At 59.1% G+C, this 21,446-nt stretch carries 15 protein-coding genes; 7 read left to right on the forward strand and 8 right to left on the reverse strand.

Annotation, left to right across the window (positions count from 1 at the left end; genetic code table 11):
- Positions 1-41: 41 nt before the first annotated feature.
- Together OHL21_RS01600 and OHL21_RS01605 are read left to right on the forward strand one after the other, a co-directional pair.
- Complete coding sequence (locus OHL21_RS01600) at positions 42-1,079, forward strand: ThuA domain-containing protein (RefSeq protein ID WP_263415501.1); 1,038 nt, start codon at positions 42-44, stop codon at positions 1,077-1,079.
- A 150-nt stretch (positions 1,080-1,229) separates the two neighbouring features.
- A complete protein-coding gene (locus OHL21_RS01605; RefSeq protein ID WP_263415502.1) occupies positions 1,230-1,574 on the forward strand; it encodes a histidine triad nucleotide-binding protein in 345 nt (114 codons plus the stop codon).
- 186 nt (positions 1,575-1,760) lie between these two features.
- Here OHL21_RS01605 and OHL21_RS01610 read toward each other — a convergent pair whose 3' ends face one another.
- The gene (locus OHL21_RS01610; RefSeq protein WP_263415503.1) at positions 1,761-2,822 is read right to left on the reverse strand and encodes a SurA N-terminal domain-containing protein; all 1,062 of its coding nucleotides are present in this window, start codon (positions 2,820-2,822) and stop codon (positions 1,761-1,763) included.
- 20 nt (positions 2,823-2,842) lie between these two features.
- Entirely contained in the window at positions 2,843-3,817 is a 975-nt protein-coding gene (locus OHL21_RS01615) for a DsbA family protein (RefSeq protein ID WP_263415504.1), read from the reverse strand.
- 504 nt (positions 3,818-4,321) lie between these two features.
- On the opposite strand from OHL21_RS01615, the gene OHL21_RS01620 reads away from it, so the two are divergent.
- Together OHL21_RS01620 and bamA are read left to right on the forward strand one after the other, a co-directional pair.
- Complete coding sequence (locus OHL21_RS01620) at positions 4,322-6,418, forward strand: radical SAM protein (RefSeq protein ID WP_263415505.1); 2,097 nt, start codon at positions 4,322-4,324, stop codon at positions 6,416-6,418.
- Between the two features lie 421 nt (positions 6,419-6,839).
- Entirely contained in the window at positions 6,840-9,701 is a 2,862-nt protein-coding gene (gene bamA, locus OHL21_RS01625) for an outer membrane protein assembly factor BamA (protein WP_263415588.1), read from the forward strand.
- Positions 9,702-9,850: 149 nt separating this feature from the next.
- Here bamA and OHL21_RS01630 read toward each other — a convergent pair whose 3' ends face one another.
- Positions 9,851-11,107, reverse strand: a complete 1,257-nt coding sequence (locus OHL21_RS01630) for an RDD family protein (RefSeq protein ID WP_263415506.1) — start codon at positions 11,105-11,107, stop codon at positions 9,851-9,853.
- Positions 11,108-11,280: 173 nt separating this feature from the next.
- On the opposite strand from OHL21_RS01630, the gene OHL21_RS01635 reads away from it, so the two are divergent.
- From OHL21_RS01635 to OHL21_RS01645, 3 genes are all read left to right on the forward strand, one after another.
- On the forward strand, positions 11,281-13,716 hold the full coding sequence (locus OHL21_RS01635) for an LPS-assembly protein LptD (RefSeq protein ID WP_263415507.1): 2,436 nt from the start codon (positions 11,281-11,283) through the stop codon (positions 13,714-13,716).
- A 265-nt stretch (positions 13,717-13,981) separates the two neighbouring features.
- Positions 13,982-14,176: a hypothetical protein gene (locus OHL21_RS01640; protein ID WP_263415508.1), complete on the forward strand. Its 195-nt coding sequence runs from the start codon at positions 13,982-13,984 to the stop codon at positions 14,174-14,176.
- A complete protein-coding gene (locus tag OHL21_RS01645; protein ID WP_263415509.1) occupies positions 14,173-14,943 on the forward strand; it encodes a septal ring lytic transglycosylase RlpA family protein in 771 nt (256 codons plus the stop codon). The genes OHL21_RS01640 and OHL21_RS01645 overlap by 4 nt, the downstream gene beginning before the upstream one ends.
- Positions 14,944-15,014: 71 nt before the next feature.
- On the opposite strand, the gene OHL21_RS01650 is transcribed toward OHL21_RS01645, so the two are convergent.
- From OHL21_RS01650 to OHL21_RS01670, 5 genes are all read right to left on the reverse strand, one after another.
- Positions 15,015-15,806, reverse strand: coding sequence for a TIGR03435 family protein (locus tag OHL21_RS01650; protein ID WP_263415510.1), 792 nt, complete (start codon positions 15,804-15,806; stop codon positions 15,015-15,017).
- A gap of 309 nt (positions 15,807-16,115) precedes the next feature.
- On the reverse strand, positions 16,116-17,252 hold the full coding sequence (locus OHL21_RS01655; protein WP_263415511.1) for a TIGR03435 family protein: 1,137 nt from the start codon (positions 17,250-17,252) through the stop codon (positions 16,116-16,118).
- 63 nt (positions 17,253-17,315) lie between these two features.
- On the reverse strand, positions 17,316-17,819 hold the full coding sequence (locus OHL21_RS01660) for a hypothetical protein (protein WP_263415512.1): 504 nt from the start codon (positions 17,817-17,819) through the stop codon (positions 17,316-17,318).
- A gap of 130 nt (positions 17,820-17,949) precedes the next feature.
- A complete protein-coding gene (locus OHL21_RS01665; protein WP_263415513.1) occupies positions 17,950-19,647 on the reverse strand; it encodes a metallopeptidase TldD-related protein in 1,698 nt (565 codons plus the stop codon).
- Complete coding sequence (locus tag OHL21_RS01670) at positions 19,648-21,354, reverse strand: TldD/PmbA family protein (RefSeq protein ID WP_263415514.1); 1,707 nt, start codon at positions 21,352-21,354, stop codon at positions 19,648-19,650.
- Between the last annotated feature and the right edge of the window lie 92 nt (positions 21,355-21,446).

A 21,446-nucleotide genomic window follows, 5' to 3' on the forward strand; every position in this document is an offset into this window, starting at 1 on the left:
CTAATGGTAGATTGGGTTGCGAGCAAAGGTGGCTCTTTCTAATGAATTGGAGAATGGCTGGAGCGGGTTTATTGCTCGCACTCCCCTGCATGCTGCACGCACAGACGGTAACGCCGCAAACGGATCGCGGCCTGAAAGATCCACCGCCCGCGAAGCCCCTGTCGGGTGACCGCCCGCAGGCGATCGCCGATGGACGGCAGCTTGAGACACCGAACGCCGGAGATGTAGTAGCGGTGCTGGATGCGCTGCCGGAGCACGCCATTGTGCCGCCGAAGAAACCGCGGCGCATTCTCGTCTACGCCTATGCCGACGGTTGGGTGCATTCGTCGATTCCGCTGGCGGCCCGCATGGTAGAGGAGATGGGAAAGAAGACCGGCGCATGGAGCACCACCATCACCTATAACCCGGTCGACATCACTCCTGAGAACCTGGCGTACTTCGACGGCATCTTCCTGGACCAGACGACTGGCGCTTTTCTCGATGACAAGAATGATCCTGCAGTGACGGAAGCCCGCCGCAAGGCGCTGTTGGAATTTGTGCGCAGCGGAAAGGGAATTGTTGGCGTGCATGCCGCATCGGACTCGTATCACGGCCATGCAGCCGGCGATGGCGGCGCCCCAGCGAAGCTGATCGGCACATGGCCTGAGTGGAATAAGACAATCGGTGGATTCTTCAAGTTCCACTGGCTGTATCCGCAGATGGTGACGGTGAAGATTGACGACCCGAAGAGTCCGTTGACAGCGATGTTTCACGGGAAAGAGTTCACTATCCACGACGAGATCTATACCTACGCGCAGGACTCGTTTTCGCGGAAGAACGTGCATGTACTGACCAGCATCGACTACGCCAAAATGAGCGATGCGGACAAGGCGAAGGAGCCGGCGGCGACGAAGCGCACAGACGGGGACTATGCGCTGAGCTGGATTCGACGCGAGGGCAAAGGCCGCGTGTTCTATGAGGCCCTTGGTCACAACGAACATGTCTACGCCATGCCGGTGTACCTGCAGCACATGTTGGCCGGCATCCAGTATGCGCTGGGAGATCTTGAAGCTGATGACCGGCCGAGTGTAGCGAAGTAAGGGAGCTCTGGGGGAACTCGTTAAAAGTTGAAAGTTAAAAGTTGAGAGGTACTGCATGGGTGAGGTGATCGTTATGCCTCACCCATGCTTATGTCGGGTTTCGCTTTGTCGTACGTTCCTTCCCCTGCTATGCCCGTTACAATTTCCTCCATGGCTTCCGATTGCCTCTTCTGCAAGATCGCCGCCGGCGAGATTCCCGCAAAGAAGGTTTACGAAGATGCGAACCTTCTCGCCTTCCACGACATCGACCCTAAAGCGCCTACTCATGTTCTGCTGATTCCGCGCCGCCATATCAGCTCGCTCGCTGCCGTTTGCGGTGAAGACGCCGGAATTTTAGCCGAGCTGCTCTGTACCGCGCCCACGATCGCCGCGCAGCTTGGACTCGCCAATGGCTTCCGCACCGTAATCAATACAGGCCCCGATGGCGGCCAGACCGTTGGCCATCTCCATCTGCATATCCTCGGCGGCCGTTCGATGCACTGGCCCCCAGGCTAAGGATTATCGATCGCGCCAAGCGCGACGCTATACAGCACAGGTGAGGCACGGACAACGACCCCTCACCGTCGTATCTCTTTAACTTTCAACTTTTAACTTTTAACGAGCAGAACGATCGCTCGGGTGGGGCATGAAGCTCACAAAACAAAAGCCCGGCCATTTGGCCGGGCTTTGTCGTGATCCGATTTACTTCGATTCGTTCTTGAAGACCTGTTCGGCGAAGTAGTTTCTTACCTTGGCTTCGTCGCGCAGCATTTCGAAGTACGCATTCTTCAGGAGCTGGGAGCGGCCGTCTTTCAACTGCTGGCGGATGGCCTGCTGGACAGCGGGGTCGTTCACGTTGCGTTGCCCGGCGGGCTCACGGGAGACCAGTTTGAAGATGGCGTAGCCAATGATCCGCTTCGATCCCTGGCCCTCCGGGACCGGGATGATGTCGGTCATGTGACCCGGCGTCAGCTTCGAGATAGCGTTGAAGAGCTCAGGGTCGGACCTGAGTTGCGATTCGGAGAAGAAGCCCATGTCGCCGCCGTTCGGTGCAGTCTGCGGGCTCTCAGAGAAGTTCATCGCCAGTGTTCCGAAGTCCTCGCCGGAGTCGAGCCGGTTCTTCAGCGCCTGGATCTTCTTCTTGGCCTCAGTGTCGTTAGCGGCCTTGCTGGCCTGCAGGTTCGAGACCTGCTGCGGCTGCTGGGCGGGCTGCGAGGTTACGATGATCTGTGCCAGGTGGTAGTTGGTCTCCACCAGGTTAAATTCGGCCTTGTGCTGGTTGTAGTAGCTGGAGACATCGCTGTCGGAGACGTTAATGCGGGAGTTGATCTCCTTGTTCAGCAGCTTCTCAGAGGTGAGGGAGCGGCGGACATCGCGCTTCAGGTCATCCAGCGTCAGGCCGGAGTCCTTGAGGTGCTGATTGAACTGCTCTTCGCTGACCGGCGCTTTCATCTCGGCCACCTTCGCATCCACCTCTTCATTGGTGGCGGTCAGGTTCATCTTGGCCGCGCGCTGCTGAAAGATCTCCTCGTCAATCAGGCCGCGGAGCACGTTCAGGCGCATGGAGTCGGCCTGTTCCTGTGACGGCGTCTGCTGCGAGTCGCCGAGCTGGCCCTTGTAATATTTCTCCAGTTCAGACTTGGCGATCGGTTTGCCGTTGACGGTGGCGACGACATCGGCCGCCGGCTGACGGTTGCAGCCAACAGCGACGAACGTGAGCAGAAGCATTCCGGCGAGCGTATGTTGCGTGGTAAGACGTGGCACGTTAGACCTTGATCTCCAGCTTAGTTGCCGGCCGGCTTCTGCGCGGCAGGCGGATCGGCAGGCGCCGGAGGCGGAGTGATTCCCGCAGCCAGCAACGCGCCATCGATCATTTTATAGACATATTTGAGAGGAAGCGCGCCGGCAAGACGTTCTCCGTTGATGAATAGTTGCGGTGTCGCGTCGACTCCGAGGGAGTCTCCCTCCTTAACAGAAGCGGTCACGGCAGAGTCGTCCTGTTTTGCGATGCAGGCATTCAGCTTCTCGAGGTTGACCTTCTGCTTCACCGCTTCGTCACGGGTCCACTTGTCGAGGAGTTCAGTTGCAGGCTTCACAGCATCTGCCGCTTTGGCGTCCTTGTCGGCAGAGGGCTTGAGCGGTGGGACGTCGGCGTAGTGCGCATGGACGTTATCAACCAGTGACCAGTAGCCAGGCGTGGACTGCTCGGCCAGGCAGTTGGCGTCAACGGCGGCATGTACGGCCCAGGGATGCTGGCCCAGAGGGAAGTCTTTATAGACGATGTGCACCTTGTCGCCGTAGCGCTCCAGGATGGCGGGGAAGAGTTGCGCATGCATGCGGGCGCAGAAGGGGCACTGCAGATCGTCGTAGATCACGATGTGAACCGGGGCCGATGCCGGGCCGCCGCGCGAGGGCCGATTGCCGTCGCTGATTCCGGCGCCTGGATCTTGCGGGATGTCATAGCGGTTGAGCTGCGCAAACGTCTTGCCATCCTGCGAGATCAGGAAGTCGAAGTTCTTGGTTGCGGCCGCATTCTGTTCCGCCTCGAGATTCGTGAAGGTGACCGTTACCGTATCGAAACCCGGCATCTCCGACTTCCTGCGCTCCCCGATGGTGACGTCGTAATAAGGGGGGACGTTGAACTTGTTGCGGATCAGCACCTCGACGCGCCGGGCGTCGGCAGGCGAGAGCTTCTGCGCGTGACAGCCGAGAGCACCGGCCAGCAGAACGAAGGTGGAGAGGAGACGGAGACGGTTCATAAACGTAGGTATCAGTGTATTGGACGCACGAAGGGTGCGCTTGCGAGTCACGAAGAATCGGTTGAGCCCAGAAGTCAGGGGCAAGCCAGTTAAAAGTTGAAAGTTAAAAGTTGAAGACGTACCGCATGGGAGCGATTGGGTATCGTGCCCCATCCATGTGATGGGTGTCCCGGTTCGGAGGGGTTCCTCCTATATAGGTTGGTCCCTTCAGGGTCGGGAGGATGACTGTTTTTGCCTCCCCATTTCGCCCCTCCATTTCCCCGTTCGCTGCACGATTCTGCCATTCGGGGCAGAAACCTATGCTTCCGGTTCCACAGGTCGTAGCCTGATCGTGCTGTAAACCGCTCAGTGGAAAGGGCCTTGGCCCGGAGCGGAACCAGCTGACGCACTCGCGCGGGATGCGCATTGCGTCTAGACTCAAGGAATTCGCGTCTGGAGAGAGGAAACGCCTCATCCAACGCAGTTTTACCAAGACCAAACCGACCCAATCCGAGAGGGAGCGAAATGGCAAGAGCCACGAAACTGGCAGAAAAGACAATCACTTACGCCGCCAAAGGCGCGTGGGCGATCTTTGAGAAGCTGAACAGCATCAGCCCCAACCCGTCGTTTACACCGAAGTGGAGCGACAAGCCGCTGCTGAAGAGCTACCAGAAGGAGAAGCCCCCCCTAGGCTGGCCTCGTACGACCGATTCTCTCTGCCCGAAGTGCGTTCCTGAGATCCGCCAGCAGATCCTGGACGGCAAGCTGCCCCACGAGATCCTGCTGAACGAGAAGGTGGGCGAGATCAAGGCCCAGATCATCGAGCGCGACGGCAAGATCCTGATGGTGAAGGACTGCCCGAAGCACGGCCACTTTGAAGACGTCATGTCCATTGACCCGGCCATGATGAAGCACCTTGAGGACGTCTTCCCGGGCCGTGACATCCGCGCCCACAATGACGCCAAGCTGCACAATCACGGTACCTCGACCGTGACGCACGGCCGCGGTTCGGTTCTGACCATCGACCTGACAAACCGCTGCAACATGATGTGCGACCCCTGCTTCATGGACGCCAACCAGGTGGGCTTCGTTCACGAACTGACGTGGGACGAGATCAAGACCATGCTGGACAACGCCATCACCATCAAGCCGCGCCGCCAGATGTCGGTGCAGTTCTCCGGTGGTGAGCCGACGCTGTCGCCCTACTTCCTCGACGCGGTCGCCTATGCCCGTAAGGTTGGCTACAACTCGGTGCAGGCCGCGACCAACGGCATCGAGTTCGCCAAGTCCAAGGAGTTCGCCAAGGCTGCCGCCGAGGCCGGTCTGCGTTATGCCTACCTGCAGTTCGACGGTATCGGCAACGCTGCCAACTCGCACCGCAAGGTGGGCAACGCGTTCGACGTAAAGCTCCAGGCCATTCATAACCTGCACGAGGCCGGCGTGGACATCGTTCCCGTAACGACCATTGTCAACGGCATCAACAACGAGCAGGTTGGCCGCATCATCCAGTTCGCCCTGGATAACCCGAAGAAGATCAACTTCCTCTCCTTCCAGCCGGTTTCGTTCACCGGCCGTGACGAAGAGGTCTCCGATGAGCGTCGTCACGCGCAGCGTTATACGCTGAGCCACCTGGCGCACGACATCCGCAACCAGACCGGTCTGGGTGAGAGCACCCGCGACTGGTTCCCGATCAGCTTCATGTCGACCTTCTCGGACTGGGCCGACCTGGTGCACGGACCGGAGCATGAGTGGGGCCAGCTCTCCTGCGGCTGCCACCCGAACTGCGGTATCGGTATGGCGCTGATGATCGACAAGGAAACGAAGGAAGCCGTTCCGGTGACCTCGTTCCTCGATGCGGTTCAGCTCGCTAAGGACGTTGCGAAGGTGAACGACGCCGCACGCGGCAAGTTCCTCTCGATCGTGGGTGTGTCGCTTGCGCTGCTGCGCAACTACGACCCGACTAAGTCGCCCACGCACTTCCGCATCCTTGACCTGCTGCAAAAGTTCGACAAGTGCTTCGGCGCTACCGGCCGCAACTATGGCAAGGTGACCGGCGACCGCACCATGGCCGACATCGAGAAGCGCCGCGCCGACCGCTGGAACTTCCTGTTCATCGCCGGCATGTGGTTCCAGGATCTGTTCAACTACGACTTCCGCCGCACCGAGCAGTGCATCATCCCGTACGCCACCCAGGAAGGCGAGATCTCCTTCTGCGCGTACAACACGGGTATCGGCTGGCGCAACATCATCGAGAAGATGCACATGACCTCCACCCTCACCAAGTGGTACGAGGAGCATGGCCGTCACGAGATCTTCGCCGGTGGTAAGAAGGTCGGTCTGGAGCGTCAGGACAAGTACGATCTGGTCCTGAACCAGGCTCACGTTGACTCTGCCGCGAACGACACCTTCGACAAGCTGGGCATCGCCAAGAACGCCCGCGAAGAGAAGATCCGCGCTCGCGACGCCAAGCTGAAGCAGGATGCGCACAACGCGCAGATGGCTAAGCTCTACCGCAAGGAGATCCTCAAGGAGCAGGAACAGCCCGGCTTCATCTCCCTGGGTGAGATCAAGCCCGCCGCTCCGGTAAAGGTGCAGGACGAAGAAACCGTCGCCGGGGACTAGGACTAGCCGTCCAGGCGTAGGCGCCTTCGGCGCAAAAGTAAAGGCCGCTCGTGAGAGCGGCCTTTGTTCTTCCGGTTACTCCTCGTTCAATGGATGAGTTGTAACCGGAACGGTCGATGCGCCGTCCCATTACTACGTCTGAGGGACAAGTGTGTCGGGTGTGAGGAGTTTTTGGGGGAGCACCAGATATGGTGCAGCTACATTTGTTCTCTGCTTCTGAAACAGGTTCCGCTCTCTTCAGAAGGGAGCGCCCGTCCCATATAATGAAACTTTCCCCTACATGCATTTGGGGAGGTATTTTCCGAGCAGTGAGGACGCGCGTATCTTTTCCGCTAAGTTTCTGAATCAAGCTTTCTCGGATGTGCGTTCGCACTCTGGCCGGAACCGCGCGATTGCTTTTGGCAACCGTGTTCGCGCGGGTATGTTGCTGTTGAGCCTGGGCGCTGTTGCCGCCGGCTCGGCTGCTGCACAAAATGCTGGTTCGACCTTTACCACCGGGCCGGTAGCACAAGGCAATCCAAGGGCGCTTTGCTCGATCCAGGTGATCGGCAACCGTCGCATTCCGAAAGAATCCGTTCTGGCCCGCCTGTTCTCGCATGAGGGCGATATCTACGACGAGTCGATGATCGAGCGCGACTATAACTCGTTGTGGAACACGGGCTACTTTGAAGATCTCCGTGCCGAGAAGCAGGACAAGCCGAACTGCACCCAGATCATCTGGTACGTGCGCGAAAAGCCCACGGTCAACGACATCAACTACAAGGGTGTGAACGCGGTCACCACTTCAGACATCCTGGAGCGTTTCAAGAAGGCCAAGGTTGGCCTGACGGTGGAGAGCCAGTATGACCCCACCAAGGTGAAGCGCGCCGAGGTTGTGCTGAAGGAGTTGCTGGCCGAGCATGGCCACCAGTTCGCCACTATCCGCACGGTAGTGAAGAACCTGCCTCCGGCACGCGTCTCCCTCACCTTCGAGGTGAAGGAAGGCCCAACGGTGAAGGTGGGTCATATCGATTTTGTCGGCAACGACAACGTGAGCTCGCGTACGCTGCGCCAGGCGATGCGCAACCTGCGGCCGATCGGTATTCCGAAGTCGATCATCCTGGAGAACATCTTTGCCCGCACCTTCGACGCATCCAAGCTCGACGAGGATGCGCAGCGCGTTCAGATGGCCTACCGTGACCGCGGCTACTTCAAGGCACTCACCTCGGAGCCCAAGACCCGCGTACGCGACGCCGGCGGCATCAATATCTTCACGCTGCGCCCGTCGAAGGGTAAGCGCATCGACATCCTGATGCCGGTGGAAGAGGGCAAGCGTTACCGTCTGGGCGGCATCACCTTTACCGGCAATAAAGCCATCACCAATATGAAGGCTCTGCGTGCGCAGTTTGCGCAGAAGGATGGCGAGTGGTTTTCGGCGACCCTCTTCGGCAAGGGCCTCGAGAATCTGCGTAAGGCGTACGGCGGGCTTGGCTACATCAACTTCGTCGGATCGCCGACACCGCGCTTTGACGAAGCGAAGAACCTCATCTTCCTGGACATCGATATCGACGAGGGCAAGCAGTTCAAGGTCTCGCGTATCGAGTTTTCCGGCAACAGCATTACCCGCGACCGCGTGATCCGCCGTGAGCTGATGCTGGAAGAAGGCGCGGTGTACAACGCTCAGGCATGGGAGCTGTCACTGCTCCGCCTAAACCAGTTGAACTACTTCGAGGCGCTGAAGGTCGAGCAGGACTCTGAGACCCGCACCAATAACGATGCCGGCACTGTGGATCTGCTCCTGAAGCTGAAGGAGAAGGGCAAGAACTCCATCGGTCTGAACGGCGGTATCTCGGGCGCTTCTGGAAGCTTTATCGGTCTGAACTACGAGACCAACAACTTCCTCGGTCTGGGTGAGACGCTTTCGGTACAGGCGAACGCGGGCGATCTGTCGCGCAATCTGAGTTTCGGCTTTACGGAACCTTACTTCCGCAACAAGCCGCTGTCGCTTGGTTTGCAGGTCTTCCAATCCAAGTTCGACTACAACCCGTCCAAGGCGTACGGCGCTGCCGGCGGTTCGATCTCGCAGAACCTTTCGCAGGCGCAACAGTCGCTTCTGACCAACTACAACCAGGCATCGACAGGTCTGTCGATCTCGGCCAGCTATCCGCTGCGTAAGCTCTTCAACCGCTCGGGTGTGACGCGCGTGGGTATCTCGTACTCGCTGCAGCGGTCGACGATTTCAACCTTCAACGACAACACCCGCAACCTATTCCAGTCGCTGGCTTTCCGTTCCGGTATCCAGGGATCGAACCAGCTTTCGGGCATCATCAGTTCGGTCGTCACCCCGAGCTTCACCTTTTCGTCGATCGACCGTGCAGTCGGACCGCATTCCGGTAAGGACTTCAACGTCGCAATCCAGGTTGCCGGCGCGGGTGGCAACGTGAAGTACTTCTCGCCGGTCGCTACCTGGCGTCAGTTCTTCCCGATGAAGGGCCTGCACATCGACCGCGACGGTCACAATGTGCTCGGCTATCGTATCCAGGTCTCGCACGTTGAGGGCTTCGGCGGCCAGGTGGCGCCGCCCTTCAACCGTGTCTATGGCGGCGGTGAGTCTGACGTTCGCGGCTTCGACATTCGTTCGTCTTCGCCCTATACCTACATTCCGACGAAGGTGGAGTTCAATCTCACCAATCCGGATGGAACGACGGTGCCGCGCGATCCCACAAACCAGGATCTGGGAGCCATCAAGGTTCCACTGCCGGTCTATCGTCTGGTCTCGGTGGGCGCCGATACTGGAGTTACCGCAAACGTGGAGTACCGTATCCCGATCATCAATCAGGTGGTCTTCGCGTTCTTCACGGACTTCGGCTACAACGGCAACGTCCGCGAGTCTCAGCTCCGCCAGTCGGTGCTGGGACAGGCGACCTTCAACAGCACGCTCTATGGTTGCCCCACGATCATCAACGGCTCCTGCTTCGGCGGACAGAAGGTTACCTTCCCGCAGATCCTGAAGGCAGTGCCGGGCACGAACTTCGTACCACGCATGTCGAATGGTGCGGAACTGCAGGTGATTCTGCCGATCGTGAACGCTCCACTGCGTCTCTACTACGCCTATAACCCGCTGCGCCTGTACAAGGACCTGCCGCAGGAACTGGCCGTAGACCAGGCGACCTACCGCAGTATGTTCCCGAACAATGGCGCCGGTTTGTACAGCTATGCGCAGGCAATCCAGTTCTACGGAGCTGCCTATCAGCTTCGGGAACCGAGAAAGACCTTCCGCTTGAGCGTATCGACAACCTTCTAGAAAAAGCCCGGCGAAAGCCGGGCTTTTTCAGTTGCTGGTTGCTAGTTCCTAGTTGCTGGTTTTTGTTCCGAAAAACAAAGCCCCCCAGCTCAAAAGCATGGATGGGGCTTTTGCTTTTCAACTAGGAACGAGGAACTAGCAACCAGCAACTAGTAGGCGCGCATGTACATGCGGGAGATGCGGTCGTGCCAGCCCATGCGATCTTCGTCAAAGAGAGCCCAAAGGTAACCCAGGCCTAACGGAGCCATTGAGAGCGCCATGGCCAGCAGACGGCGGCGCATCTGGCGGCGTGAGGGGTTCTCGTCGGAGAAGGTGCATAGGCCGATGCGGGCGTAGCGCATGCCCGGTGTCTGATCGCTCAGAGAGAAGAAGAGCAGGCGGTAGCCAATGAAGAGCGTCAGCAGCACGCCGATGGCCCAGAGCGCCAGTCCACGGTCGAGAACGACGGTCTTTGCCGTGAGTGCAAAGACGATGGTGAAGATCGCGAAGCTGCCAAGGACAGCCATGGAGTCCACCATACCTGCCATCACGCGCAGCTGCAGCGGCGCAACCTGGGGCGGCAGCGCGAAGCTGATCTCAGAGGCCGGAATGGACTCAAGGAGCGGTGCGGCTACCGGAGCAGCGTCGAGACGGATGTCACTCCACTCCGGCGTGACATGTGGCGGCTCGGGAGTGGTGGCGATCTGCTCGGCGGTTACCTCGAAGATACGAAGCTGAGGAGGCTCGGGAGCATCCTCGCGCAGCGGGCCTTCGGCCAACCGGGGACGAGCCTTTTTCGACGCGACAAGCTGCCGTGGAAACTCGATCAGGTTAGCGCTGAGCGGAGCGATGGGTTCGCTTGACGGCTCCGGGACATACTCGACCACCATCGGCTCGAGCTCAGGCTCAGGCTCGACAACCACTGGCGGGTGGGCGACCGGGGGGTGTTTGACCAGTGGGGCTCTGGTGACATGCTCTGTGACCAACGGTTCGAGCGTAAACGGCTCCAGAACCGGAATCTCCACGATCTCTGCTGAGGCTTCTGCCGAAACGGTTTTGCCGGTGGCCTCCTCGGGCGCGTCCCACTGCTCGAGTTCCTCGAGCAACTGCTGCTGCGCCTGCGCGATCGCCGCGGCATTACGTGCGGCAATCTCGGCTTCGGCGCGAGCCTTCTGCATCGCGGCCTCTGCTTCCGCCTGCAGGTAGTCGCGATAGCTCTGCTGTTGCGCGAACCGGCTGGCGACTGCTTCGGCGACACGACGCTGCTGCCGGGGTCTGGGTTCAGGAAGACCTTCCATCGGCAGGGTCTGCTGCTGGTCCGCTCGTTGTTTCTTCTGCCGATGGGCCGCAAGCCGGGCAGCCACCTGGTCTTTCCAGGCGTCATCGTCGCGGACGGATTCAAGGGGCAGGGGAGAGGTGGTGCTCACAATTCACTTCCGTTTCTCATCGGGCCGTTCTTTCGACAGCCTTCCAGGCAAAAGGGTCCATGGAAACAAACGTCTCGCTTTCCCGTCTGCATACAATGAAGAGGCGAGGGGGCGCGGAGCCGGATTCCGCATAGCAGTTGCAACCATCGAACGAGTACGGACCTACCAGAGCCATGCAGCACAAACGGAGCCGGACATTCCTGCTGCGAAGTGCCTGCGTCTTCTTAAGTACCACGCTGACGGGGGGAATTTATCCGCAGTTGCATGCACAGCAGGTTCCTACTTCGGCACCTCTGCCCGAAAGCCCCACACCTCAGCTCATTTACCCCATCGCTCAGCCGGTGACGCAGCCTGAAGATGCCTCGCACAAACTAACGGTCGAGGCCGACCAGATGACCCGGAACGGCGATGAGTACACGCTGACGGGCAATGTGGAGGTCCACTACAACGGGTATACGGTTACCGCCGAAAAACTGTCGTTTAACCAGGAGACAGGGGATGCGGTCTCGGACGGCCATATCCGGATCACCGGTGGGCCGGACGACGAGTACATTGCCGCGTCGCATGGGCAGGCCAACCTGAAGCAGCAGACAGGGAAGTTCTATGACGTGACGGGTTCCATCGGCGTGCATACGACGGCGAAGGGAACCACGTACACGACCAGCAATCCCTTTCTGTTCACTGGGCGACAGGTGATTCAGCGGGGACCGCACAACTACGAGATCCTGAACGGCACGGTCACGAGCTGCCAGCTTCCGAACCCGGACTGGAGGCTTGCCGCCAAACGCTTTGTGGTGGAAGACGGTCAGGCGCATGGCTATAACAGTGTCTTCCGTCTGCTGAATATGCCGGTACTGTTTCTGCCGTACGTGACGCATCCAACGTCGCCGGAGGAGCGCCAGAGCGGCTTTTTGATCCCCAGCTTCAGCAAAGCAGGCAGCCGCAAGGGATACATCATCGGCGAACAGGTGTATGTGCGTCTGTCGCGGTCGTCAGACATTACGGTTGGTTCAGAGTATTTCTCGGTGCGCGGTTTTTCGCAGCTTGTGACCTTCCGTTACAAAGGCAACGGCCTTAACTTCCTGACGGCACACTACACCGGACTTCTGGACCGCGGATACCACGACAGCAATGGTGTGTATGTCAACCAGGGAGGCCAGGACTTCCTGCTCTCTGCCCGCAACGATCTGGATGAGCATGCGCGCATCGTGGCCAATGTGGAGTACCTGAGCTCTTATGTCTACCGCGAGGCATTCAATGACACCTTCAATCAGGCGGTCTCGACGGATGTCGTCTCGCACGCATTCGCCGCATACCAGAAGAGCGGTCTCTCGGCATCGTTGTTCGGTGACCGCTACCAGGGTCTAAAGAACGTTGTAACTGGGCAACAGGTGCGCATTATCCGGGCTCCGTCTCTGGACCTGGACCTGATTGAGCGCCGGCTGGGGACCTCGCCGCTGGTATGGTCCTTCGATGCCTCGGCCACCGGCCTGAAGCGGGCACAGCAGAACTTCACCACCGACGGTGTGATTGAGCGGCTGGACTTGCATCCGCGGATCTCGGCGCCGGTACACTTCGCCGGGTGGATGGTAAGACCGTCGTTCGGTCTCCGCGATACGTTCTATTCGCGCAGCAGGGTTTCCTCGGTCATTCCCGGTCCAGTACCGGTGCAGGTGAATGCGACGTTGAACCGCACCGCGATGGAGACGGGCTTCGAATTCAAGCCGCCGGTACTGGAGCGTACCTTTGCCGCGAAGGACTTCATCTTCGGCCGTGAGATGAAGCACACCATCGAATCGTTCCTCAACTACCGCTATGTCACCGGTGTGGATGACTATAACCGGACGCTGCGCTTCGACCCGGTTGATGTGGTGACCAATACCAATGAGCTCGAGTACGGTGTGACCCAGCGTCTCTTCTTCCACAAGAAAGATGCGCCGGTGTGCGATGAAGAGTTGGCCGGCAATACCCGTCTGACCTCAGGCTGCGGAGGCATGGGCGAATCGGTGCGCTGGCGGCTGGCACAGAAGCACTTCTTCGACCCGAGCTTCAATGGGTCTATCTCCCAGGGGCGGCGCAATATCTTCGAGAGCACGCTGGACTTCTCCGGCATTGCCTTTATCACGCAGCCGCGCGAGATCTCGCCGCTCATTTCGGAGCTCCGGGTACGCATCTCCGACAAGACCGACGTGGAGTGGGACGTGAACTATGACCTCGGTCAGCACCGGTTCACGGCCTCGAATGTCTTTATCGATGAACACATCGGCCAGTACTTCGGTGGACTCTCGTTTGCGCGATTGAATGCGCCCGGCCGTTTCCTCACCTCGCCGATCTCGGACTTTACGCAGCTTCGTGTGCTGCTGGGTTATGGCGCGCCGAACAAGAAAGGGTTCTCCGCCGCGCTGAACAGCGGTATCGACCTGAATGCAGGCCAGACCCAGTACGGAGCCTTCCAGGTGAGCTACTTCTGGGACTGCTGCGGCTTCTCGGCGGAGTACCGGAAGTTCGAGCTGGGCACCGTGCGTAATGACAACATCTACCGGTTCAACTTCTCGCTGGCGAATATCGGATCTGCTGGGAATCTTAGAAGAGCCGAACGACTCTTCTAAGAGTTGAAAGTTAAAAGTTGAAAGTTGAAGAGGTACTGCATGGGTGAGACAGTTGCCAGTTAACAGTTGCCAGTTGATGAGGTACGTTATGGGCGGCACAAGCACGCCCAACACACCAGATCCAGCCAACCCACTGCAGCATTGTTAGTCAAACTGGCAACTGGCAACCGGGAACTAGAGCCGTACCATCTCAGGTTCCCCCGGCAATTCTGCATTGCCGTGTGACATAAGCCTTTTCTCTAATGAGAGAAGGGAGAGCTACGCCATGGCGAACGACTGGAACGACCGCATTCATGAAGCTGTTGAGCGCATGGAGGCCGAACTCCGCAAAGCCATCGACTACGTCAACGACGAGGTCGTTCCGGAGGCGCGGATGCAGGGCGCTGAGGCGCTGCGCAAGGCGGCGGAGAAGCTTCGGCAGGTGGCGCAGAAGCTGGACGAGAGGACACCTCGCCGTTGATCCGTAGCCGCTCCATTGTCGCAGGCATTACGGTCTTGCTTGCCTTGGTCTTGACCGGATGCCACCACAAGAAGGTGCGTGTGGCGCGCCGTACGCCGCCTCCACCCGTTACTCGCGATCCGCGCAATACGGCAGGGAATTATCCGCCGGTCCGGCCGGTACCGGGGCTGGGCACAGGGCAGCCGCAGGAGCCGCAGCCGGACTACGGCGGGAAGGTGTATTCGACCGAGATAGGTATGTCGAGCTGGTACGGTCCCCCGTATCACAACCGCAATGCTGCCAATGGTCTGCCCTATGACCAGAACGCCATGACGGCCGCGCACCGCACGCTGCCCATGGGCACTGTGGTTCGTGTGACCAATCTGCAAACGAATCAGTCTGCGGTGGTGAAGATTACCGATCGTGGTCCCTTTGTGCCAGGACGCGTGCTGGATCTTTCGATGGCTGCGGCCAAAGCTACGGGTGTCTATCGCGCAGGTGTGGCGAAGGTAAGGATCGATGTGCTGCAGCAGACCGCGAACGCAGCGGTCTCCGGCAAATGGTGTGTGCAGGTCGGCGCATTTACCGAGGAAAAGAACTCGTTGAAGTTGAAAGACCAGATGCAGCGCCGCTATCACACGGCCAAGGTCATCGAGTTCCCCGGACCGACAGGACACTGGGTGCGGATCAATCCCGCAGTGATGGACAAAGCGCACGCGACCGAAGTCGCGGAGAGCATTCATCCCAATGAGCCGAATGCACAGGCGTATCTGGTGAGACTGGACTGAAGAAATTGAATGATTAAATCATTGAATAATGGAATGAAACCGGCTCATTCAATTATTCAATTCTCCATTATTCAATTCTCTGATGGCTTCTCTACCTTATCGACAGCCAACACATCCACTTCTTCTTTGCTGGGTACCAGGCGCATGCCGAGTTGTTCCTGAATGGCGGTATAGAGGTCTGGTTTAGCGGGCTGTCTTGGAGGAAGACTGGCCCAGAGCCCGTCATACTGTGAGGCATCGGGCTGGAAGTCGAGGGTGAAATCGCTTCGTTCGGAGAGTTGTACCTTATCGACGACGGGCCGATCGAGGAGACGCTCCTGCAGGACATTCGCCAGTTCGCGTGAGGTCGCGTTGCGGGCGACCAGAACACCCGGTTGTGTAAAACCAATGGCGGGAACGGGTCTTTCGATGGTGCTCTTTGTAAGTTTGAGTGGGCCTTTACCGCGTTCGAGAACGTAGACCGGGAGCGCCTTCTTCTCGCTATGAGTGGTGAGATGGAAGCGCTCCACGATGAGAAGCTGCATCATGCCCTGGGCCTGAGCTTTGTTGGGCATGCCGGGCAGGTTGGGCGTTGCTTCCACATCCCACTTCTGCGTGCGCGCCCATTCGGGAAGACTTTGAATCTGGCTGGTCTGTACGCCATAGGCCCACTTCATCATGTCGAGCAGTGTGGTGTTGAAGGCCTGAACGCGTCCTCCACCAAGGCGAAACCCGTAGCCGTGTGCGTTGGGATCGCTCATCTTGATGGTGGCCACATCAGCGATGGGATGGGCCTCCGCAGCCATTTGCGGAGGCCCCTGTGTCTGTGCGGAAGTGAAAGAGAGCGAGGCGCCAAGGATGAGAACCGGGGTTAGCTTCATCATGAAAACTCTCGTTCTACCGATGGCATTGAGTGCGATTGAGCATATCGACAATTCAATTTCATTGCGGAGTTGATTTCACCTGCAGAGCTATGGAGCGGGCCTTCAGCCCTTTAACGTCTTGTGGGCACCGAACCTGGGGCGTTGCCCCAGGCTGGTATAGAGCGCGCCTTCAGCGCTCAGAGCTAGGCCCTTTGTTCGCCATTCGGAATGCAACGGAGAAATCTGTTTTCCCCGGTAGCGTGCCCCACCCTCGCAACGCGAGGGTGGGTTCGGAGTACACCAAAATTCCTAACAAACATACAAAACGCGTTAGTTTTCCGAGGGCTTTTCTACTTTCTCGAAGACCATCACCTTGGCTGGGGCTTTTGTGGGTGTCGCTTTCAGGCCGAGCTGCTCCTGCAGAGCGGTGTAGAGATCGGGGCGGGGCGGGTCGAAGACGGGAGCGTTGGCGAAGCGTCCGCCGAACTGCGTTGCGTCAGGTTGCCAGGTCAGTCTGAAGTCATAGCGATTGTCGCTGAGCTCGGTCTTATCCAGCACGGGACGATCGAGCAGCGTCTCCTGCAGCAATCCACAGAAGTCGAGCATGGTCGCATTGCGGGCGACAAAGACGCCCGCTCCCTGGAAGTTGAGCCCCTTCGGTCCATCGGCTGGGGCTTCGCTCTTGAAGAGTTTGGGTCCGCCCTTCGCCTGTTCCAGAAGGTAGACCGGCATCTCACGATCTTCACTATGGAACTTGAGCTGGAAGCGTTCCACCAGCAGCTTTCTGAGGGCGGATTTCCATTGGTCGCCGCTCGGCTGGCCTTCACCATCGGGCCGTGCGTCAATATCCCACTTGATCTCATTCGCCCATGCCGGCATGCCGACGAGTTGCTTGTCCTGCACGCCGTAGGCGAATTTCATGATGTCGATAAGCGTGGTGTTGATGGTGCGGAAGCGGCGCTGCCCGAGTCCGAAGCCGATGCCAGGCTGGTCGGGATTACTGGGCTTGATGGTCGCGATCTCCAGGACCGGGTCGTAGTCCTTTGCCATTGGCTTGATAGGCGCGGGCGGCTTGGGAATCTCCCATGCTGCTTCGGGATTGACCTTGGCGAGGTTCAGCGCCGTAGACCGCTCGGCCTGTGTGAAGGTGCCGGTCATGCTCTTGCCATCAGCGGCGATTTTTCCTTCATACTTCGCGCCGATGCCGGCGATTTCAAAGGTAAACGTATCACCTTTTACCGAGGCTGTATTCGCAGTCATCGGCGCCCCGCCCTGGTCGATGGAATATCCGATAACCTTCAGAACCGCGTCATCCTTGCCGATCTTCAGCAAAATCCGCATCTCGCGGGGAGCGCCCTGAGGCTGCATCGTTCCCTGCCATGTCCCGGTTACATCGACAGGCGCCTGTGCCTGCATGCTCAGCATTCCAGCCAGTACCACGCACAGCCAAAGCCAAAGCCTCTTCATGAACCGCTCTCCTTTTACTCGTAGAAGCAGATACGCAGCCCGTGGTACGAAGTTCGGGTTTGTTTACAACACGACCTTCTTGCCCGTCCTTAGCTCCATCTCCTGACGGAAGGCCTCGGACGCCGAATGATTGGGGGAATGCAGAATCGTGACGCGGTTGGAGCCCATGACGCGGGTGACGCGTCCTGCCTGTGAGACGCTAATGGCCATCACTTCGGTATAGGGAATCTGTTTGTCTTTGAAGAACCAGAAGCGCTGCACCACGGCTGTGGGTGTCAGCACGATGGTTCCGGGCATGCGCAGCACGACCAGAACGCAGACCAGGATCAGCACTATCATGACCCATACCGGTGGAATCTTGCTGACGTGCATGACCGACAGCGCAATGACAAGAGCGACATAGGCCGCCAGCAGGATCCAGCGGGAGAGCGCGAAGAGAGGCTTGATGGGAAAGGCCAGCCCCTCGGGCGTCTGTTTTACAGAGCCCTTGCTCATACGGCTGGACAACACGAGAAAGATAAAGAGTGAGAGAGCAATGGCGCGCAGCAGTTGCGGATCAAGGTGCATGGTGGTCTCTTAGACTCTAGAGCATTTTCCCTGTTACTGGGTATCCCGGAAGAGAAGTGCAGCGGCGTTTTCATTGCGGAAAACGCCCATAGATGCGGATGCTCTGGACTACACCTACAGGGAAAATGCTCTACTGCGGCGGAGGGTAATAAGGCAGCTTCTGCTGCTCATTCTGTGCGCGTTTCACGGCGATGTCACCAAACAGCAGCGATGGCGCGATGGTGGTCTGTGGCAGCGGTGCGAGCGAGTTCTGGATGTACGGATCGTCGCCGGCTGCGATGATGTCGGAGCGCAGGCTGCGCTGGTCGAGCTCATCGAAGACGGCGCCGCGCACCAGCTCGCGTTTGCCGTCAGGGGTGACCCGATAGAGCAGGCGTGGGGTCAGCTCGCCGCCCATCGTCTCCGCAATGTAGACAAAGGGGCGGTTCTGCTCCTTCGCCATGGCCAGGATCTTCTTCTCCATCTCGGCGGCGGGTGTGACCTTCGTGGGAGTGAAGATCATTACGCCGGCGTGCGATTCGGCGCGCCGGCCGAGAGCGGCGCGACCGTGACCGTTGGACTCAGGGAAGTCCTTCACCGGCTCGCGGTCGATGAGGTAGTTCTGCAGGATACCCTTTGAGACCACTTGCACCGTCTGTGCCGGTACGCCTTCATCGTCGATATCGTAGGAGCCGATGAGCGATTTACCGTGGAAGGTCTTCATCCCTGGGTCGTCTTTGACGTCGAGGAAGTCAGGAAGAACGCGCTGCTTCCAGCTCGATGAGAAAGCTCCCTGGGTGCGTGCCAGAGTTCCGGGATCGGGCTTGTCCGCTTCGATGTTGGGAACAAAGAGGCGGTTGAGAACGTCGGTGGAGGCATCGCCGCTGAAGAGCACAGGGCCGTGGTAGTCCTCCGCCATGACAACAGGGGCCTTCTGCAGACCACGCAGGCTCAGGAGATCGTCAATGACGCGCTGCTTGAAGACGGCTGCCGATTCAAGATCTTTTGCCTGCGCGGCCACAGGGCCGTTGTCCCGCGAGAGACGTGTGCCGTCAGGCGCCTGAGTGCCGACACTGATGCCGGCGGAGTAGGCCGTATATCCGCGGCGTACGGCGGTACCGTCTGTATTGACCAGGTAACGGTTGACCGCAAGACCGCGAACACTTGAGTTGGAGTACTGAATCTGCTCTGCGAACCCTTTCACACGGGGGTCGATTGCATAGAGTCCGCTGGCTTCGACGACACGCTGTTTCCAGTCCTCACGATCGAGGTCGAGCTTCACCAGTGGTTCAATTTTCGTCACTGGCTTGGCAGGAGAGAAGTCATCGGCGGTCGGCGTAGTCTCGAAGCGCTTGAGGTCGGCCTGCTTGCGGGAATAGGCATTGAGCGCCGCTTTGTAGGCCTCGTCCGTAGCGAACCAGAGAGCATAGCGCAGAGCTTCGGGATTCTGGTCCATGGGCGCGACCTGCACGGTGCCTTCGCCGCGCGTGCTGGAGTTGTCTGACTTGTAGCTTCCGACCCGGACCTGTACCCGCACAAAGCGCTGGTGGTTCTCCGTTTCGTTGGTCAGGGCGCCGAAGCTTGCATCCGCCTGGTACTCGGTGACGTCTTCGAGGCGGTACTCCATGAAATAGGGACGCAGCATGCCGGGCAGCACCAGTTTCTGGCGGCTACGCTCCATCTCCTGCTGCATGGCAACCAGCATGGGATCGGTCTGTTGTTGCGTAATAGCAGCGACAGGAACTTGTTGCTCTACAGCGGCGACAGGAACTTGTTGCGCCACGGCCGCGACAGGAAGCACGGCAAGACCAATGACGGCGAGTGAGGAGAAGATGCGGCGTGTATTCATTTACTTACCCTCCTCATCCATGCCTGGGGGCGGAAGAATTGGGGGCCGGGCAGTGCCCTGTTGCTGCCGTTGGGTTTCGATCTCGCTCACCAGCATGGCCGGCGCGACGGCAGAGACGGGAATAGAGCCGGACTCTGCGCCGCACTCGCCGTTGAAGATCTCCTGACGGTCGCCCGTAGCGAGGATGCGGTTCAGCGCTGCCTGTGGTGTGCCGACGATGGAAACACCTCGGACCAGCTCGTCCGGACGGCCGTCGACGTAGATGCGATAGACCACCAGCGGAATGACCTGGAAGGCCTGCGGCGAGCGGCGTGTGGTGACGGCAAAGCCGGAAGAGATGTCCTCAAAAAAAAGGCCATAAGGCTTGCCTTGCTTCTTTGCTTCCTCAATCAACATCTTGCGCAGCTCAGCATCGTTGACGGATTTGCTGGAGCTGACGATGAGATTGCCCTGGCGGCCGGCGGGCATGCGGCCTGTCTGCGCGCGTCCGTGACCGTTAGAGGTGGATACGGAGGCGATCGGTAGCCGCGACATCAGAAAGGTCTTCAGAACTCCGTCCCGGATAAGTTCAACGCGCTGAGCGGGCTGGCCTTCGTCGTCATAGCTGTAGTGCCCGTTCAGTGGAACACCGTGAAGCGCCGCGATGGTGGGGTCGTCGACGACGGAGAGGAAGTCGGGAAGGATTGGTTTGCCGAGCGATTTGGTGAAGGTCTGTCCTTCTTCGTCGCCACGCTGCCGCTGGCCTTCCAGACGGTGGCCTAGCACCTCATGGAAGAAGACCGCAGAGGCGCGGCCGGAGAGGATCGCCGGTCCGTTGAAGGGCTGCGTAACGGGAGCGGTGCGTAGAGCCTCGAGGTTCTTCGCGAGCGCCGTCAGCTTCTCAAGGACCGCCTTCTGGTCCGGCAGGTGGTCCAGCGTATCCGCCTCGAAGGTCTCGACACGGAAGAGGTCCATACCGTCGTCGGCACGGGCACGGGCGACCACGACCAGGCGAGCCGTGGTGTAGGGATTGGCGATGCGTGTGCCTTCGCTCGAGGTGAAGTAGTCAGTCTCGTTAGAGGCAGTGAGGGCGGCGTAGTTGAAGAAGATGTTCTTGTAGGGCTTGAAGCTGGCTGAGATCTCGCGAAGCCGCGACTTCCATGCCTCCATGTCGGCAGCGAGCGGAGCCACCGCTTTCGCCTCGGAGTCGGCGGGCTTCTCCACGGAGAAGTCCGGGGAGCCGTCTTCTTCCTTGGCGCGGACCTGTGTCTCCGTTTTCACCTTCAGGTAGCCGTCCAGGGCTTTGCCGTAGCCGCGGTTGGTAGCAAACCAGAGGGAACGGGCGATGGCCTCTCTGTCATCCGTCAAAGGAAGATTGATGGTGGTGAGCGCCGAGGTGCGATGGTCGCCGTGCGTGTTGTCGAGAGCGGGCGAACCGATGCGGACCTGCACATCGGCGACACGGCGATGACCCTGCGATGCAGTGACAATAGCGCCGTACTGCGCGACAAGATTCAATGTGGAGGCATCTGCCACCTCATAGGAGATGAAGTAGGGGGCGGGCTGTTGGTCGCCCTTGGCAAGCGAGTGCATGGCACGGTCGAGCTCGGTGTGCATGGTGTCGAGCAACACAGACGGCGGCGTAGAGGTCGCGCCGGAGGCAGAGACGACAGCAGGTGCAACCGCGGCTGCGATTGCCAGAAGCGTGCAAATTGACTTCAAGGACATAAGAGGCCGTGTGAGAAGCGAGTGTATCGGAATTTGTGCGGCTGCGCTTGCGCCTGAGGCGCGGCGATGCAACAATCGCAGCACTCTGACGG

The organism is Terriglobus albidus (assembly GCF_025685425.1).
Lineage (GTDB): Bacteria > Acidobacteriota > Terriglobia > Terriglobales > Acidobacteriaceae > Terriglobus > Terriglobus albidus.